The organism is Agromyces rhizosphaerae (genome assembly GCF_027925245.1).
GTDB classification, from domain to species: Bacteria; Actinomycetota; Actinomycetes; order Actinomycetales; family Microbacteriaceae; genus Agromyces; species Agromyces rhizosphaerae.
The window spans coordinates 2,421,142-2,437,966 of the sequence record NZ_BSDP01000001.1; the positions used below are offsets into that span (position 1 = coordinate 2,421,142).

Here is a 16,825-nt window from a genome sequence, read left to right on the forward strand (position 1 = left end):
CTCGCGCGCGCGAGTGGTGCAACCTGCCGGTATGCATCGGGTGTGGTACGGGGGGACCTCGTTCATGATGGCCGACCGGGCCGTCGTGGGCCTGTTCGACTTCGCCGCGTCGGCCGCGGGGGCGCGGCAGTCGGCGCACGTGGAGCTGCCGATCGTCGACGTCGACGGCAGCACCGGCATGATGCGCGCGGTGATCGGCCCGGCGAGCCAGATGCTCGCCCGCCGAATCGACGACGGGAGCGACGACCCCGACGTCGACGCCTTCCTGGCCGAGCTCGGGGAGCGTGCGCTGCCGTACGGCCACGCGCGGGCGGCGCCCGACGGCGCGCATCCGCTTCCCGACATAGACCTGGAGTGATCGCGCCGCTGCGCATCGTGCACGCAGCGGTTGCGGGCCGGCGATCCCCACGTTTCGTGAGGTCCCCCGGTGGAGGGGTAGGCTACTGGCTGGCCCGAACCCTCTCGACGTCGAGTCATTCGAGGGTGCGTGGGCCGCTCACCCCACCAGCCCCACGCAGGCGTTGACCAGCGGATAGGAAGTACAGCGTGGATCTCTACGAGTACCAGGCCAGAGACGTGTTCGAGAAGTACGGGGTGCCGGTGCTGCCGGGCATCATCGCGGATACCCCGGAGGAGGTGCGCGCCGCTGCCGAGCAGCTCGGCGGCGTGGTCGTCGTCAAGGCCCAGGTGAAGATCGGCGGCCGCGGCAAGGCCGGCGGCGTCAAGGTCGCGAAGACCCCCGACGAGGCGGAGGAGGCCGCGAAGGCGATCCTCGGCCTCGACATCAAGGGCCACGTCGTCAAGCGCGTCATGGTCGCGGGCGGCGCCCGCATCGCCGAGGAGTACTACTTCTCGGTGCTGCTCGACCGCGCCAACCGCTCCTACCTGTCGCTCACGAGCTTCGAGGGTGGCATGGAGATCGAGCAGCTCGCGGTGGAGAAGCCCGAGGCGCTCGCACGCATCGAGGTCGACCCGAACACGGGCCTCGACCTCGAGGGCGCGAAGGCCATCGCCGTCGCCGCCAAGTTCCCCGCCGAGATCGTCGACAAGGTCGCGCCGGTCTTCGTGAAGCTCTACGAGGTCTACACCGGCGAGGACGCCACGCTCGTCGAGGTCAACCCGCTCGTGCTGACCGAGGAGGGCGACATCATCGCCCTCGACGGCAAGGTCTCGCTCGACGAGAACGCCGAGTTCCGCCACCCGATGCACGCCGAGCTCGAGGACGCGGCCGCGGCCGACCCGCTCGAGGCGAAGGCCAAGGCGCAGGACCTCAACTACGTCAAGCTCGACGGCGAGGTCGGCATCATCGGCAACGGCGCGGGCCTCGTCATGTCGACGCTCGACGTGGTCGCCTACGCGGGCGAGGAGCACGGCGGCGTGAAGCCGGCGAACTTCCTCGACATCGGCGGCGGCGCCTCGGCGGAGGTCATGGCCAACGGCCTCGACGTCATCCTCGGCGACCCGCAGGTCAAGGCCGTGTTCGTCAACGTGTTCGGCGGCATCACCGCCTGCGACGCCGTCGCCAAGGGCATCGTCGGCGCGCTCGCCGAGCTGGGCTCGGCCGCCAACAAGCCGCTGGTCGTGCGCCTCGACGGCAACAACGTCGAGGAGGGCCGCCGCATCCTGAACGAGGCGAACCACCCGCTGGTCACGCTCGCCGCGACGATGGACGAGGGCGCCGCGAAGGCCGCCGAGCTCGCCAACGCCGCCTAGGTCCCGGACGACAGAGAACAGGAAACCGCGAAACCATGTCGATCTTCCTCAACAAGGACTCCAAGGTCATCGTCCAGGGCATCACCGGCGGCGAGGGCACCAAGCACACCGCGCTCATGCTGAAGGCCGGAACCCAGGTCGTCGGCGGCGTGAACGCCCGCAAGGCCGGCACCACGGTGCTCCACCACGACGCCGCGGGCGAGCCCGTCGAGCTGCCCGTCTACGGGTCGGTCGCCGAGGCCATGGCCGAGACCGGCGCCGACGTCTCGATCGCCTTCGTGCCGCCGGCGTTCACCAAGGACGCCATGATCGAGGCCATCGACGCGGGCATCGGCCTGCTCGTGGTCATCACCGAGGGCGTGCCCGTGCAGGACACGGCCGAGGCCTGGGCCTACAACAAGGCCAAGGGCGAGCAGACCCGCATCATCGGGCCGAACTGCCCGGGCGTCATCACCCCCGGTGAGTCGCTCGTCGGCATCACGCCCGCCACGATCACCGGAAAGGGCCCGATCGGCCTCGTCTCGAAGTCGGGCACGCTCACGTACCAGATGATGTACGAGCTGCGCGACCTCGGCTTCTCGACCGCCATCGGCATCGGCGGCGACCCGATCATCGGCACCACGCACATCGACGCGCTCGCCGCGTTCGAGGCCGACCCCGAGACCAAGGCGATCGTGATGATCGGCGAGATCGGCGGCGACGCCGAGGAGCGCGCGGCCGACTTCATCAAGGCCAACGTGACCAAGCCGGTCGTGGGCTACGTCGCGGGCTTCACCGCCCCCGAGGGCAAGACGATGGGCCACGCCGGCGCGATCGTCTCGGGCTCGGCGGGCACCGCGCAGGCCAAGAAGGAGGCCCTCGAGGCCGCCGGCGTCAAGGTCGGCAAGACCCCGTCGGAGACCGCCACGCTCCTGCGCGAGGTCTACGAGGCGCTCTAGGACCGTCCGCACCCGGTGAAGCGTCCCGGGGGCGTACGCGGAGGGCCCCGCAGGCGAACGCCTGCGGGGCCCTCGTTTCATGCGCGGCCCTCAGCGCGGGCCGCTCGTGCGGCTCCTCTCCGTCACGGGTCGATCACGACCACGCAGGTGTAGGTGCCCGGCTCGAGGTCGTTGATCGTGACGCTCGGGTCGTCCTGCATGGCCGAGAGCGGGATGTCCGGATCGGAGTCCGGATCCTCCTCGGTCGCGTCGCACTCGATGCTCGAGAACGTCCCGCCGTCGACCTGCGAGTCGACGCTCACCGTGAGGTTCGTGAGCGGGATGTTCTTGAACGTCTTGACGGCGCCCGCGCTGGTGTCGGCGCAGTCGGTCGCCGTCGCCTCGCCCACCGCAGCGGTCTGCGCCTGCGGCGTGGTCGGGTCGAGCACGTATCCGTTCGGGATCGTCTCGGTCACCGTGTAGTTCCCGGCGACCGCGCTCACGACGAGGCCTGTCACGCAGGCGACCCCGTTCGCGTCGGTCTGCACCGAGATCGGCTCGCTGAGACCGCCGCCCGTGATATCGAAGGTGACACCCTCGTGGGCGTGGTCACCCGAGCCGTCCGCCGCGTGCTTGCGCGTCTTCACGATCTTGATCGAGCCCCGTTCGAGCTCGTTCACGAAGGTGCACGTCACGGTCTCGCCCGCGCTCAGGCCGATGGACGAAGGATCGGACGAGTCGTCGCACGTGGCCGACGTGAGGTTCCAGTTCGCCGGAACGGTCTCGTCCACGTCGTACGTGCCCGGTGTCAGGCCCGCGTAGGTGTTCGAGTCCTTCCCACCGTCGCCCGATCCGGTCGTCGTCAGGGTGAAGCTCGCGTCGGGCAGCGTGTTCGACGTGAAGTCGAACGCGCCGGAGCCGTCGGTCGTCACCTTCTCGACCACGATCGTGCCGCGCGCCTGGTTGGTGAACGTGCAGTCGACGATCTGGTTGGCGTTCGTGAGGTCGAACGTCGCCGTTCCGGCCAACTCGTTCTCCACCGGCGTGATGTTCGTGCTGGCGGAGCAGTCGATGTCGACCAGGTCCCATCCGCTGGGCGGCCCCGACTCGGTCACCGTGAGCCCGTTGCCGAAGAACACGTTGTCGTACGTCACCGATTCGCCGTCGGCCAGGCTGAACGTGGGATTCGTCCCGTCGTTCAGGGTGGCGAACGCCGTCGTGAAGTCGAAGTCCGTCGTGTCACCCGTCGGATCGGTCACCTTCCGCACGATCACCTTGGCGCAGTTCGTCAGGCCGATGTCGGTCGGCGCGATGAAGTCCTTCAGTGCGGCCGTGAACGAGTCGGAGGACCGGCTCTTCAGGTACGCGCTGCCGAACGAGACGCACTGGGCGTTGCCGACGATGGCCGAGAAGTCGACCGTCGCCTCACCGAAGGTCCGCGGCGAGATCGGCCCGAGCCCGTCGGAGTCGCCGGCCGCAATGGCCGTGGTGTTGATCGACCCGGTCGCGTCGCCCGCAGCGGTCAGGTCCTCACGCAGGCCCCAACACGGCAGCTTGTTCGACGAGACGCAGTCGTCCTTGCTCACCGGCGTACCGTTGAAGTCGGAATCGGTCAGCCACCTCGCGAGGAACAGCTCCGGGTTCGTACCGCCCTGCGCGAGGTCGTACTGCAGCAGCAGGTCGGCCTCGGTGCGCACCGGTGTGACGCCGTTCGCCGAGGTCTCCTCCGACTGGTTGAACTCGAAGTCCATGTTCGTCGTGCCGGACGGCTCCTGGACGCGGTGCCAGTAGAGGTGCAGGAAGTCGCCGGCCGGCGTCTCCTCGAGGAATCCGCCGAAGGTCAGCAGGTCGCTCTTGTTCGGCGGGATGCTGCCGTCGACCACGGTCGGCACGGCGGTGTCCTCCTTGGAGCCCTGGCCGAACGAGTCGTCGTTCGCGCCGGTCGGCTCGTCGGGCTGCCGGATCTCGGTGACATCCTCCCAGTCGAACGAGGGGTCGGCGTGATCGGCGACGAGGTTCGCGTCCTCGTCGATCTCGAAGTTGCTGCCGGCCAGGCTGACGAGGCCGTGCGCCGCGAATGCCGGGCCGGCGACGAACGCCGTGCCGACGAGGGCGAGGCCGGCGCCGACCGCGGTGAGTCGACGGAGGCCGCGCCGTCTGCGGGCGCCGGGTGGAAGGTGTCGTTGGGCGATCTCGGACGTGGGCATCGTTGCCTCCGATGGTGCGGAACGTCACCCGGCCCGGGCAGGCCGGATGGGTGATCCTGAGGTCGGGTGGAGGCACCGGAGAAGGTCGCGCTGAATGGCCTCCCGATGGGTGTCGGGGAAGGTCCATCTGCCGTCGGGTCACGACTCCCGAAGCGTACTGCGGCGGACCCGGCACCCGCTACCCCAAACTGAGGAAAGCTCGAAAACTTGCAGTGAGTGGAAACTCGGCCGTCCGCACCGCCCACGCGCACCCGCGTGCTCGCTAGTCTGGGCGCGACGGAAGAGGGTGGGGATGGCCCAGGCCGAGGATCGCGCGCTCGCGGAGCGCATCGCAGCACTCGAGGCGGAGAACGCGCGGCTGCGCGCGTCGATGGAGGAGACCGCGGCGGCGGCGGCCGAGGAGCGACCGGCGCGCACGCGGAGCTCCGGTCGCGGCCGCACGGTCGTGGCGGCGATCCTGCTGATCGTCGGCATCGTGCTCGCGCCGATCGCGGTGCTCGGGGGCTGGGCGCGCGCGCAGCTGGTCGACACCGACCAGTTCGTCGCCACGTTCGGCCCGCTCGCCGAGGACCCGGCCGTGCAGGCCTACGTCGCCGACCAGGCGACCGCGGTCGTGCTCGAGCAGGTCGACGTGGAGGGACTCACCGGGTCGGTCTTCGACGGCATCCGCGACCTCGACATCCCGGATGCCGCGAAGCAGGCGCTCACCCTGCTCGAGGGCCCCGCCGTGCAGGGCATCGAGAACCTCGTCGGCACCGTGGTCGAACGGCTCGTCGAGTCCGACGCGTTCGTGGAGGTCTTCCAGACCGCGCTGCGCACGAGCCACACCCAGCTCGTGGCGGCGCTGCAGGGCGACCCGGACGCCGCCCTCTCGTTCGACGAGTCCGGGCAGATCGGCATCCAGCTCGCCCCGGTCATCGCCGAGGTCAAGGACCGACTCGTCGACGCGGGCGTCGGCTTCGCCGCGTCGATCCCCGAGGTCGATCGCACGATCGTGATCGCGCAGGCCGACGCGCTGGTCACCGTGCAGCTCGTCTACGCGCTCGCCGTGACCGCGGGCACCTGGTTGCCGTGGGTCGTGATCGGCCTGCTCGTGATCGGCGTGGTCGCGGCCCGCAACCGGCCGCGCACGCTGGTCTGGACCGGCGCCGGCCTCGCGGTCTCCCTCGGGCTGCTCGCCGGCGGCTTCGGCATCGCCCGGCTCTACTTCCTCGCGAGCGTCTCCCCGTCGCTCATGCCGCTCGGTGCCGCCGAGGCTGTCTACGACCAGATCGTGGACCGGATGGCGGCGACCGCCGTCGCGCTCGCGCTGTTCGGCGTCGCGGTCGCGGTCATCGCGTGGTTCGCGGGCGGCTCGGAGACCGCCGGCCGCATCCGCGAGCTGGGCTCGGCCGGGTTCGGCAGCGTCCGTCGCGCCGGACTCGCCCGCGGCGTCTCGACCGGCGGGTTCGGGCGCTGGCTCGACCGCCAGGCGCTCCTGGTGCGGATCGCCGTGCTCGTGATCGGCGCGGCCGTCGTGCTGTTCACGCGGCCGGTCACCGTGGGCCTCGTGATCGGCACGGTGATCGTCGTGCTGGTCGTGCTCGCGCTCCTCGAGCTGCTGCGCCTGCCCGAGGAGGACGAGCTCGCGGTCGCGGCCGCGACCGAGGAGGTCGCGGAAGCGGAGGCGGAGCGCGAGGCGGACGGCGACGATGACGACGCGTCGGCGGATGCGCCGGTGACGGGGGCGAACGCCCGGTAGGCTCACCGCGGCATGTCACGCACGACCACCATCCTGCTCGCCGCCCTCGAGGCGTTCGTCGTCGCGGCCGCCGGGGTCGGGCTCGCGGTGGTGCCGCTCGCGCTGGTCTGGGCGATCAGCACCGGCATGGCCGCCGACCCGGCGATGTTCTGGGGCGCCGCCGCACTCGCCTGGCTCGTTGGCAACGGCGTCGATCTCGCCGTCTCGCTCGACCCGGTCGCCGCTGCCGCGCTCGGCGTGCCCGAGGACTCCGCCGCGTTCGGTGTCACGATCGCCGTGCTCGGCTTCTCGGTGCTCACGGTCGGCACGGGGGCGCACGTGGGCCGGCGCTCGGCGGGCGGCGGCCATGCCGCGAGCGGCGTGCTCGCGGCGGCCGTCGTGACGGGCATTGCCGGGTTCGCGCTGGGGCTGACTGCGGGCGTGCCGGGCATCGCGCCGTCGGCCTGGCAGTCGGCCGTCGTGCCCGCGCTCCTGGTGTTCGCGGGCGGGGCGGTGGGCGCGGGGATCGAGGCGACCCGGCTCGGGGCGCGGGGCACGGATGCCACGACCGGCCGGCTCCGCCGGTGGCTGTCCGCACTCGACCCCGCGTGGCGGGACGCCCTGCGCGTCGCCCTCCGCGCCGGCACGGCCGCCGCCGTCGGCATCGTGGGGGCCGCCGCCGTGGCCGTCGCGGTCGCGCTCGCCGTCGACTACGCCACCGTCGTCGGGCTCTGGCAGTCGCTCCGCGCCGACGTGCCGGGCGGGATCGTGCTGGCGCTCGGCCAGCTCGCCCTGCTGCCGAACCTCGTCGCGTGGGCGGCGGCGTGGATCGTCGGCCCCGGCTTCGCGATCGGCGCGGGCACGTCGGTCTCCGCGGGCGGCACCCTGCTCGGGCCGGTGCCCGGACTGCCGGTCCTCGGCGCGATCCCGAAGCTCGACCCCGGGCTCGGCTACCTCGCGCTGCTCGTGCCGGTGCTGCTCGGGTTCGCGGCGGGCTTCCTCGTGCACCGCAGCGTCGACGCCCGCAGGTCGCGGCGCGCGGCGGGGCGTCCCGAGCAGCGCCCGGCCCGCCGGCCGGCGGCATGGACCTGGGCGTTCGCGGTCGGGGAGGGTCTGGCCGCCGGCGTCGTCGCGGGCGTGCTACTCGGGGCGCTCGCGTGGTGGTCGAGCGGTGCCGCGGGCCCCGGGCGTCTCGACGAGGTCGGTCCCGAGTGGTGGACGGTCGCCGTCGCGACGGCGACGCTGGTCGGCGTGCCCGCCGTGCTCGGCGCGGTGGCCTCGCGCGTCGCCGGCCCCCGGCCCGGTCCCGCCCCGTCGGGCGCTGCGCCGGGCTCCCCGGCGACTCCGGCGGCGGATGCCCCGGATGCCCGCGACCTCAGCGAGACCGACGTGATCCGCACCACCGAGTAGGCTCGACGACGTGCTCAAGCTCGTCGTGCTGATCTCCGGCGGCGGAACGAACCTCCGCGCCCTGCTCGAGGCGTCGGAGGACGCCGAGTATCCCGCCCGGGTCGTCGCGATCGGCGCCGATCGCGAGGCCGACGGGCTGGCCCTGGGGGAGGAGTTCGGCATCCCCGCCTTCACGGTGCCCTTCCGGGGCGCGGCCGATCGCGACCGCTGGGGCGAGGAGCTCCTCGCGCAGGTGCGCTTCTGGGAGCCCGACCTCGTCGTGCTGAGCGGCTTCATGCGCATCGTGCCCCCGGTGATGGTCGATGCGCTCTCGCCCCGCATGATCAACACGCACCCCGCGTACCTGCCCGAGTTCCCCGGGGCGCACGGCGTGCGCGACGCGCTGGCCGCCGGCGTCACCCAGACCGGGGCGAGCCTCATCGTGGTCGACGACTCGGTCGACGGCGGCCCGATCATCGCGCAGGAGCGCGTGCCGGTGCACGCGGGCGACACCGAGCAGACCCTGCACGAGCGCATCAAGCCCGTCGAGCGCCGCCTGCTCGTGCAGGCCGTGATCGACATCGCCAACGGAACCGTGAACCTGGAGGACCTCGACGCATGAGCGGACCGAGCCACGACCACTCCCTCTACCGCGAGCGCGACCTCGTGCCGGTGCGACGCGCACTCGTCTCCGTCAGCGACAAGTCCGGGCTGCTCGAGCTCGCCGGCGCGCTCGCCGCGGCGGGCGTGGAGATCGTGTCGACCGGGTCGACCGCCGCGACGATCCGCGACGCGGGGCACGACGTGACCGACGTCGCGAGCGTCACCGGGTTCGCCGAGGCGCTCGACGGCCGCGTGAAGACCCTGCACCCTGCGGTGCACGCGGGCCTCCTCGCCGACCTGCGCCTCGAGCACCACGAGGCACAGCTCGCCGAGCTCGGCATCGCCGCGTTCGACCTCGTCGTGGTGAACCTCTACCCGTTCCGCCAGACGGTCGCCTCGGGTGCGCCCGCGCTCGACGTCGTCGAGCAGATCGACATCGGTGGGCCGGCGATGGTGCGCGCCTCGGCGAAGAACCACGCCAACGTCGCCATCGTCGTCTCGCCCGAGCGCTACGGCGAGATCGCCGAGGCCGTGGCCGCCGGCGGCACCACCCTCGCGCAGCGGCAGCGCCTCGCCGTCGAGGCGTTCCGCCACACCGCCGGGTACGACGTCGCCGTCGCCTCCTGGCTCGGCAACGTCGTGGCGCCCGACGACAAGGGCACGGGCTTCCCGGGCTGGGTCGGCGGCACCTGGGACCGTGCGCAGTCGCTGCGCTACGGCGAGAACTCGCACCAGGCCGCGGCGCTCTACGCCACGCCCGAGGGCCGGGGCATCGCGCAGTCGGTGCAGCTGCACGGCAAGGAGATGTCGTACAACAACTACGTCGACGCGGATGCCGCGGTGCGGGCCGCGTACGACTTCGACGAGCCCGCCGTGGCGATCATCAAGCACGCGAACCCGTGCGGCATCGCGATCGCCGGGCCCGGGGCATCCGACCCCATCGCGAGCGCCCACGAGCGCGCCCACGCCTGCGACCCGGTGTCGGCGTTCGGCGGGGTCATCGCCGCGAACCGCACCGTCACGCGGGCCATGGCCGAGACCGTGAGCGGCATCTTCACCGAGGTGCTCATCGCCCCGGCGTTCGAGGCCGAGGCGGTCGAGGTGCTGACGCGGAAGAAGAACATCCGCCTGCTCACGCTGCCCGAGGGATTCCAGCCCACCGTGCTCGAGCAGAAGCAGGTGTCGGGCGGGCTGCTGCTGCAGCAGGCCGACCGCGAGTTCGCGCCGTTCTCGTCGTGGACGCTCGCGGCGGGGGAGCCCGCCGACGATGCGCTGGCCGCGGAGCTCGAGTTCGCCTGGCGCGCGTGCCGCGCGGTCAAGTCGAACGCCATCCTGCTCGCCTCGGGCGGCGCCTCGGTGGGCGTCGGCATGGGCCAGGTCAACCGCGTCGACTCGTGCCGGCTCGCGGTCGAGCGGGCGGGGGAGCGCGCGAGCGGCTCGGTCGCGGCATCCGACGCGTTCTTCCCCTTCGCCGACGGGCCGCAGATCCTCTTCGACGCGGGCGTGCGCGCGGTCGTGCAGCCCGGCGGCTCGGTGCGCGACGAGGAGGTCGTCGCCGCCGCGAAGGCGGCGGGCGTGACCATGTACCTCACCGGCGAGCGGCACTTCTTCCACTGAGCGGCACGAGTGATGCGCCGCGAGGCGCCTCACGGGGGTGCGCGCGGCGTATCCTGAGGTGATTCCGGCGCTCACGAGGCGCCGTCCACCACAGCAGTGCCGCCCACGAGGCGCCACGGACCAGGAGCGAACTCCCATGCCCCTCGCGCACCCCGCAACGACGCCGGACGCGGCGACCGCCCACATCCTCGCCGAGGAGACCCCCGACCACGAGCGCATCCTCGTCACGACGGGCGCCCGGTCGGGCCTCACGATCATCGTCGCCGTGCACTCGACGCGGCTGGGCCAGGCGCTCGGCGGTGCACGACTCTGGCACTACGACCACTGGACCGACGCCCTCGCCGACGCGCTGCGCCTCTCGCGCGCGATGACGCTGAAGAACGCGGCGGCCGGCCTCGCCCGCGGCGGCGGCAAGTCCGTCATCCGGGTCCCCCGGGGCGTCACCCTCACCGCGGACGAGCGCGTCGCGGCCATGCGCGACCTCGGCGACGCGGTCGAGAGCCTGGGCGGCGCCTACATGACCGCCGAGGACGTCGGCACGAGCGCCGAGCTCATGGCGGTCGTCGCCGAGCGCACCGAGCACGTCTGCGGGCTCCCGCCCGAGCAGGGCGGCGTGGGCGAGCCGGCGGATGCCACCGCGGCCGGCGTGCTCGCGGGCATCCGCGCGACCGTGGCCGAGCTCTTCGGCGACGCGGATCTGTCGGGCCGGCACCTCGTGATCTCGGGCCTCGGGCAGGTGGGCGGCCGCCTCGCGCGCGCCCTCGCCGCCGAGGGCGCGCGACTCACCGTGACCGACGTGGTCGACGCGCGGCGGGAGCTCGCCGCGGAGCTCGACGCCGACTGGGTGGCGCCCGAGGACGCCCACCGCGTCGAGGCCGACCTGTTCGTGCCGTGCGGGCTCGGCGGGGTGCTCTCTGCCGAGGTCATCGGCGAGCTCCGCGTGCGCGCGGTGGTCGGCGCGGCGAACAACCAGCTCGCGCGCCGGGAATCCGCGTCGCTGCTCGCCGAGCGCGGCATCCTCTGGGCACCCGATTTCGTCGTGAACGCGGGCGGCGTGATCTACCTCGACCTCGCCTCGGAGCCCGACGCCGACCAGGCGGCGATCGACGCCCGGGTGGCGACGATCGGCGACACCGTGCGTGCGGTCTACCGCGAGGCGGCGGCCTCGGGCACGACCACGCTCGCGGCCGCCGAGCGCCTCGCGCGGGGCCGCCTCGACCGCGCGCGGTGAGCCGCGCCCGGGCCGCTAGGCTCGGTGCGTGACCGACTCCGTCGAGCTTCCCCCCGCCCGAACGATCGTGTCGGGCGACCGTGCGCACCGGCAGCGCGTGCTCGCCGTGTTCGCCTCCGCGGGGGCGGTCGCGGCCATCGCACTGGGCGCGGCGCTGCTCGGGGTCTTCGTCGCGGGCGGCCAGGCGCCTACCGTGTTCACCCAGGTCGGCGGCCACTTCCTGCTGCTCGCGACGCTCGCCTTCCTGCTGCTGTCGGCCGCGAACGCGGTCGGGGCCACGCGCGCCTGGTTCCTCGCCGTCGCCGCGGGACTCACCTCGGCGGGTCTCGCCGCGCTCGTGGGCACGACGATCACCGTGCTCGCAGGCGGAGCCGCGCCCGACCTGCGCATGTTCGCCTTCGTGCTCGGTTCGCTCGTGGGCATCAACCTCGTCTTCATCGTCTCCGCCGTGCTCGCCGAGGTGTTCGTCGCCCCGCGCGTGCTCCGGGCCGTCGAGGCGCACGCGCCGCGCCGCGGCTCCGCCGAGCAGCGGCTGGCCCTCGTGCGCATCCCCGCGTCGAACCTCGACGAGGCCGAGCTCACGCACGTCGAGCGCGAGCCGGTCGACGCCGAGCTGGCCGACGAGCAGTGGGACAACTACTGCGCGGCGCTCGTCGCCGAGGGCTGGCGCACGGTCGAGGTCGACAGCGCGCCCGACCTCGCCGACTCCGTCTTCGTGGAGGACCAGGTCGTGCTCTTCGACGACCTCGCGGTGATCACGCGCTCGGGCGCCGAGTCACGGCGCGCCGAGGCCGAGGCCGTCGAGCGCGTGGTGCGCTCCCTCCGCGGAGTGCAGGTGGCCCGCATCGACGAGCCCGGCACCCTCGACGGCGGCGACGTGCTGAAGGTCGGTCGCACGGTCTACGTCGGCAGTTCCTCGCGCACCGACGCCGAGGGCATCCGCCAGCTGCGCGAGCTCCTGTCTCCGCGCGGCTGGACCGTGGTCGCGGTGCCGGTGACCCGCACGCTCCACCTGAAGGGCGCGGTCACCGCGCTGCCCGACGGCACCATCCTCGGTCACCCCGACCTGCTCGCGCACCGCGACCTGTTCCCGCGACTCCTCGAGGTGCCCGAGCCCGCGGGCGTCGCGGTCGTCGAACTGGCCGACGACACGGTGCTCATGGCGGCCTCCGCCCCCGAGTCCGCGGCCATGGTGTCGGGGCTCGGCTATCGCGTCGTCACGGTCGACATCAGCGAGTTCGAGAAGCTCGAGGGCAGCGTGACCTGCCTCTCGGTACGGGTACGCTGAACCGGTCCGCTCCGAACCCTTGCACACTCGCGAGAAGCGGGCATATCCTGTAAGGCTGCTCGCCGCCGTCCACCAGATGCGCGCGGGCACAGGGACATCCACCACAAGCGCCCGGGAGGAAGCGATGAAGACGACGTATGGCATGACTGCCGGCACCTGGACAGCCGGCGGGGTCGTCGCGCTCATTCGACCCCGGCGCCGCGCGGCCTAGCACCGCGCCCACGGCCGCACCGCGCGGCCCACTCCCTGCGGCACCGACCGCAGTCCGGCGGGACGACCTCGTCCCCGTCGATCTCCCACCCCTCGCTCGATACGGATGCCCGCGCACGCGCGCGTCCGACCGCCCAGAAGGATTCCCGTCATGCCCGCCATCACGGCCGACGACAGACCCGATTCCGCGTCCGCGCCGCAGCGCCTGAGCACGCCCCGCACGCTGCTGCGCCTCTACCCCTACGCCCGTCCCGCGGTGCCGTTCCTCGTGCTCGGCATGGTCGCGGCGCTGCTGGCGAGCCTCGTCGCGCTCGCGATCCCGCAGGTGCTCCAGGTGCTCGTCGACGGTCCGCTCTCCGAGGGCGACCCCGACCAGATCGTGCCCGCGGTGCTCGTCGTGCTCGCGCTCGGCGTCACCGAGGCCATCATGATCGCGCTCCGGCGCTGGTTCGTGCTGACCCCGGGCACGCGCGTCGAGGCAGACATGCGCAACGCGCTGTACGCGCAGCTGCAGGACCTCCCGGTGAGCTTCCACGACCGCTGGCCGAGCGGGCAGCTGCTCTCGCGCGCGGTCTCCGACCTCGGCCGCATCCGTCGCTGGCTGTCCTTCGGCCTCGTGCTGCTCGTGGTCAACCTCGTCACGATCGTCGTGGGCGTCGGCATCCTGATCTGGATGAACTGGCTGCTCGGCCTCGTGTTCATGGTGCTCTCGCTGCCGCTGTGGATCATCGGGTTCCGGTTCGAGGGCCGGTACTCGGAGGTCGCGCGGCGCAGCCAGGACCAGGCCGGCGACCTCGCGACCGCGGTCGAGGAGTCGGTGCACGGCATCCGCGTGCTGAAGGCGTTCGGACGCGGCAAGCACGCGCTCGGCACGTTCACGGCGCAGGCGGAGGAGCTCCGCGGCACCGAGATGGAGAAGGCGAAGCTCGAGGCGGGCATCTGGCTCTGGCTGCTGCTCATCCCGAACGTCGCGCTGGCGGTCTGCCTCGTGCTCGGCGTGTGGCTCGCGTCGGTCGACGTGATGAGCGTCGGCCAGGTCGTCGCGTTCTTCGCGACCGCGACCGTGCTGGCGTGGCCGATCGAGTCGATCGGCTTCCTGCTGGCGTTCTCGCTCGACACGCGCACCGCGACCGACCGCTTCTTCGAGGTCATCGACGAGGTCAACCAGATCACCGACCCGGAGCGGCCGTCGACCATCCGGGCGCCGCGCGGCGAGCTGGCGTTCGAGGGCGTGCACTTCCGGTACGCGGATGCCCCCGGGCGCACGCCCGACCTCATCGACGGCGTCGACCTGCGCCTCGAGCCCGGCGAGACCATGGCGCTGGTGGGCCTCACCGGCAGCGGCAAGTCCACGCTGACGTCGCTGACCACGCGCCTCTACGAGGTGACGGGCGGCGCGGTCACGCTCGACGGCGTGGACATCCGTGCGCTCGGGCGCGAGGAGCTGCGCACGCACGTCGCGATGGCGTTCGAGGACGCCACGCTGTTCTCGGCGTCGGTGCGCGACAACGTGCTGCTGGGCCGCCCCGAGCTGGCGGGCGACGAGCCCGCCGTGCGCGCCGAGGCCGACGCGGTGCTCGCGCAGGCGCTGCAGATCGCGCAGGCGCAGTTCGCGCACGACCTGCCCGACGGCGTCGACACCAAGGTCGGCGAGGAGGGCATGAGCCTGTCGGGCGGCCAGCGCCAGCGGCTCGCGCTCGCGCGCGCCGTCGCGGCCGACCCCGCCGTGCTCGTGCTCGACGACCCGCTTTCGGCGCTCGACGTCGAGACGGAGGCCCTCGTCGAGGACGCGCTGCGCGAGATCCTCGCGACGACCACCGCGCTCGTGGTGGCGCACCGCCCGTCGACCGTCATGCTGGCCGACCGGGTCGCGCTGCTCGAGGACGGGCGCATCACCGCCGTCGGCACCCACTCCGAACTGCTCGCCTCGAGCGAGCACTACCGCTTCGTGATCACGTCCCTGGAGGACGAGGAGCGCGAGCGGAAGGCCGAGGAACTCGACACGGCCGCCATCCCCGTCATCGGCCTCGATCCCCGCGACGAGGCCGCCGGGGCCACCTCGCAGTCCGCGAGCACGAACGAGCACCAGGAGGTGACCCGATGAGCGTCGTCGGCGTACAGGGCGAGGAGCGCCACGACTTCACCAAGGAGGAGTCGCGGCAGATCCGCCGGCGCTCGCTGCGCCTGCTCGGCTCGCTGCTGAAGCCCCTGCGGTGGCAGGTGGCGTGGACGGCGCTGGTCGTCACGGTCTCGACCGGCGCCCAGGTCGCGGGCCCGGCGCTCATCGGCTACGGCGTGGCCGAGGGGCTGCCGGCCCTGCTCGACCAGGACTGGCTGCCGCTGGCGTGGGCCGGTGCGGCCTACCTCGCGACCGCGGTCGTGGGCGCGTTGCTCGTGGCCGTCTACATCCGGCAGTCGGCGCGCATCAGCCAGGCGATCCTGATCGACCTGCGCAAGCGCGTCTTCCTGCACACCCAGAAGCTGAGCCTCGAGTTCCACGAGTCGTACACGTCGGGCCGCATCATCTCGCGCCAGACGAGCGACCTCGACGCGATCCGCGAGCTGCTCGACTCGGGCATCAACCAGCTCGTGCAGGGCGTGCTGTACATGACGTTCACCGCGATCGCGCTGGTCGCGCTCGACTGGCAGTCGGGGCTCGTGCTCGCCGTGGCGCTCGTGCCGCTGTTCGTGCTCACGCGCTGGTTCCAGCAGCGCTCGCAGGTGCTGTTCCGGCGCTCGCGCGAGGCATCCGCCAAGCTCATCGTGCACTTCGTGGAGACCATGACCGGCATCCGCGCGGTCAAGGCGTTCCGCAAGGAGAAGCGCAACGAGAAGGAGTTCGGCGACCTGGTCGAGGACTACCGCGACGTGAACGCGAAGGTCATCCAGGTCTTCGGCGTCTACGACCCGGGCCTCGTGTTCATCGGCAACGTGACGGTCGCGATGGTGCTGCTCTGGGGCGGCTTCCGCGTGGTCGACGGCTCGCTCGCGATCGGCTTCCTGCTCGCCGCGGTGCTGTACACCCGTCGGTTCTTCGACCCGATGGAGGACATGGCGATGTTCTACAACTCGTACCAGTCCGCCGCATCAGCGCTCGAGAAGATCTCGGGCGTGCTCGAGGAGCGGCCGAGCGTGCCCGACCCGGTTCGCCCGGTCGACCTCTGGAGCGCGCGCGGCGACATCGCGTTCGACGACGTGGAGTTCGCCTACACCGACGACCGGGTGGTGCTGCCGGCCTTCGACCTCGCCATCCCGGCGGGCCAGACCATCGCGCTCGTCGGGTCGACCGGAGCCGGGAAGTCGACGCTGGCGAAGCTGATCTCGCGGTTCTACGACCCGAGCCGGGGCGCGGTGCGCCTCGACGGCGTCGACCTGCGGGACCTCCACCCGAAGGACCTGCGCCGCGCGATCGTCATGGTCACGCAGGAGGCCTACCTGTTCTCGGGCTCGGTGGCCGACAACATCGCGCTGGGCAAGCCCGACGCGAGCTTCGACGAGATCGTGGCGGCGGCGAGGGCGGTCGGCGCACACGAGTTCATCGAGGGCCTGCCGAACGGGTACGACACCGACGTGAACAAGCGCGGTGGCCGGGTGAGCGCCGGGCAGCGGCAGCTCATCTCGTTCGCGCGCGCGTTCCTCGCCGACCCGGCGGTGCTGATCCTCGACGAGGCGACGAGCTCGCTCGACATCCCGAGCGAGCGCGCGGTGCAGGAGGGGCTGACCACCCTGCTCGCCGACCGCACCGCGGTGATCATCGCGCACCGGCTCTCGACGGTCGCGATCGCCGACCGCGTGCTGGTCATGGAGTGGGGCCGCATCGTCGAGGACGGCTCGCCGGCCGAGCTGATCGGCGGCGAGGGCCGGTTCGCCCGGCTGCACGCGGCCTGGCGGGACAGCCTGGTCTAGGAACCGCGGGAGGCGGCGGCGCGG

General features: G+C 72.5%; 12 protein-coding genes. 11 read left to right on the top strand and 1 reads right to left on the bottom strand.

Going from position 1 to position 16,825, the window contains the following annotated elements; translation table 11 throughout:
• The first annotated feature begins 64 nt into the window (after positions 1–64).
• The 3 genes from QMG39_RS11435 (at position 65) to sucD (ending at position 2,651) form a co-directional block, all read left to right on the top strand.
• A complete protein-coding gene (locus QMG39_RS11435) occupies positions 65–358 on the top strand; it encodes a hypothetical protein (RefSeq protein ID WP_281885073.1) in 294 nt (97 codons plus the stop codon).
• Between the two features lie 188 nt (positions 359–546).
• On the top strand, positions 547–1,713 hold the full coding sequence (sucC, locus tag QMG39_RS11440; RefSeq protein WP_281885075.1) for an ADP-forming succinate--CoA ligase subunit beta: 1,167 nt from the start codon (positions 547–549) through the stop codon (positions 1,711–1,713).
• 35 nt (positions 1,714–1,748) lie between these two features.
• Positions 1,749–2,651, top strand: a complete 903-nt coding sequence (gene sucD / locus QMG39_RS11445; protein WP_281885077.1) for a succinate--CoA ligase subunit alpha — start codon at positions 1,749–1,751, stop codon at positions 2,649–2,651.
• A 122-nt stretch (positions 2,652–2,773) separates the two neighbouring features.
• Here sucD and QMG39_RS11450 read toward each other — a convergent pair whose 3' ends face one another.
• Positions 2,774–4,837 (bottom strand): MSCRAMM family protein, encoded by a 2,064-nt coding sequence (locus QMG39_RS11450; protein ID WP_281885079.1) that lies wholly within the window; start codon positions 4,835–4,837, stop codon positions 2,774–2,776.
• A gap of 292 nt (positions 4,838–5,129) precedes the next feature.
• Between QMG39_RS11450 and QMG39_RS11455 the strand changes: the two genes are divergently transcribed.
• The 8 genes from QMG39_RS11455 to QMG39_RS11490 all read left to right on the top strand — a co-directional run bounded on the left by QMG39_RS11455 (position 5,130) and on the right by QMG39_RS11490 (position 16,801).
• On the top strand, positions 5,130–6,578 hold the full coding sequence (locus QMG39_RS11455) for a hypothetical protein (RefSeq protein WP_281885081.1): 1,449 nt from the start codon (positions 5,130–5,132) through the stop codon (positions 6,576–6,578).
• A 12-nt stretch (positions 6,579–6,590) separates the two neighbouring features.
• Positions 6,591–7,967, top strand: a complete 1,377-nt coding sequence (locus QMG39_RS11460; protein WP_281885083.1) for a cell division protein PerM — start codon at positions 6,591–6,593, stop codon at positions 7,965–7,967.
• 10 nt (positions 7,968–7,977) lie between these two features.
• Complete coding sequence (purN, locus tag QMG39_RS11465; protein WP_281885085.1) at positions 7,978–8,568, top strand: phosphoribosylglycinamide formyltransferase; 591 nt, start codon at positions 7,978–7,980, stop codon at positions 8,566–8,568.
• Positions 8,565–10,166: a bifunctional phosphoribosylaminoimidazolecarboxamide formyltransferase/IMP cyclohydrolase gene (gene purH / locus QMG39_RS11470; RefSeq protein WP_281885087.1), complete on the top strand. Its 1,602-nt coding sequence runs from the start codon at positions 8,565–8,567 to the stop codon at positions 10,164–10,166. The genes purN and purH overlap by 4 nt, the downstream gene beginning before the upstream one ends.
• A 136-nt stretch (positions 10,167–10,302) precedes the next feature.
• Entirely contained in the window at positions 10,303–11,397 is a 1,095-nt protein-coding gene (locus QMG39_RS11475; RefSeq protein ID WP_281885089.1) for a Glu/Leu/Phe/Val dehydrogenase family protein, read from the top strand.
• A 28-nt stretch (positions 11,398–11,425) separates the two neighbouring features.
• Positions 11,426–12,685 carry a dimethylargininase gene (ddaH, locus tag QMG39_RS11480; RefSeq protein WP_281885091.1) on the top strand — a complete coding sequence of 420 codons (1,260 nt, stop codon included), beginning with the start codon at positions 11,426–11,428 and terminating at the stop codon, positions 12,683–12,685.
• Between the two features lie 361 nt (positions 12,686–13,046).
• Positions 13,047–14,999 (top strand): ABC transporter ATP-binding protein, encoded by a 1,953-nt coding sequence (locus tag QMG39_RS11485; RefSeq protein ID WP_281885093.1) that lies wholly within the window; start codon positions 13,047–13,049, stop codon positions 14,997–14,999.
• Entirely contained in the window at positions 14,996–16,801 is a 1,806-nt protein-coding gene (locus tag QMG39_RS11490; RefSeq protein ID WP_281885095.1) for an ABC transporter ATP-binding protein, read from the top strand. The genes QMG39_RS11485 and QMG39_RS11490 overlap by 4 nt, the downstream gene beginning before the upstream one ends.
• Positions 16,802–16,825 lie beyond the last annotated feature (24 nt).

Bases quoted from the DNA above. Each gene is read 5' to 3' on its own strand.
- QMG39_RS11450 (WP_281885079.1), bottom strand. From the start codon at position 4,837: ATGCCCACGTCCGAGATCGCCCAACGACACCTTCCACCCGGCGCCCGC.
- QMG39_RS11455 (WP_281885081.1), top strand. From the start codon at position 5,130: ATGGCCCAGGCCGAGGATCGCGCGCTCGCGGAGCGCATCGCAGCACTC.
- QMG39_RS11460 (WP_281885083.1), top strand. From the start codon at position 6,591: ATGTCACGCACGACCACCATCCTGCTCGCCGCCCTCGAGGCGTTCGTC.
- QMG39_RS11435 (WP_281885073.1), top strand. From the start codon at position 65: ATGATGGCCGACCGGGCCGTCGTGGGCCTGTTCGACTTCGCCGCGTCG.
- QMG39_RS11490 (WP_281885095.1), top strand. From the start codon at position 14,996: ATGAGCGTCGTCGGCGTACAGGGCGAGGAGCGCCACGACTTCACCAAG.
- QMG39_RS11485 (WP_281885093.1), top strand. From the start codon at position 13,047: ATGCCCGCCATCACGGCCGACGACAGACCCGATTCCGCGTCCGCGCCG.
- purH (WP_281885087.1), top strand. From the start codon at position 8,565: ATGAGCGGACCGAGCCACGACCACTCCCTCTACCGCGAGCGCGACCTC.
- sucD (WP_281885077.1), top strand. From the start codon at position 1,749: ATGTCGATCTTCCTCAACAAGGACTCCAAGGTCATCGTCCAGGGCATC.
- QMG39_RS11475 (WP_281885089.1), top strand. From the start codon at position 10,303: ATGCCCCTCGCGCACCCCGCAACGACGCCGGACGCGGCGACCGCCCAC.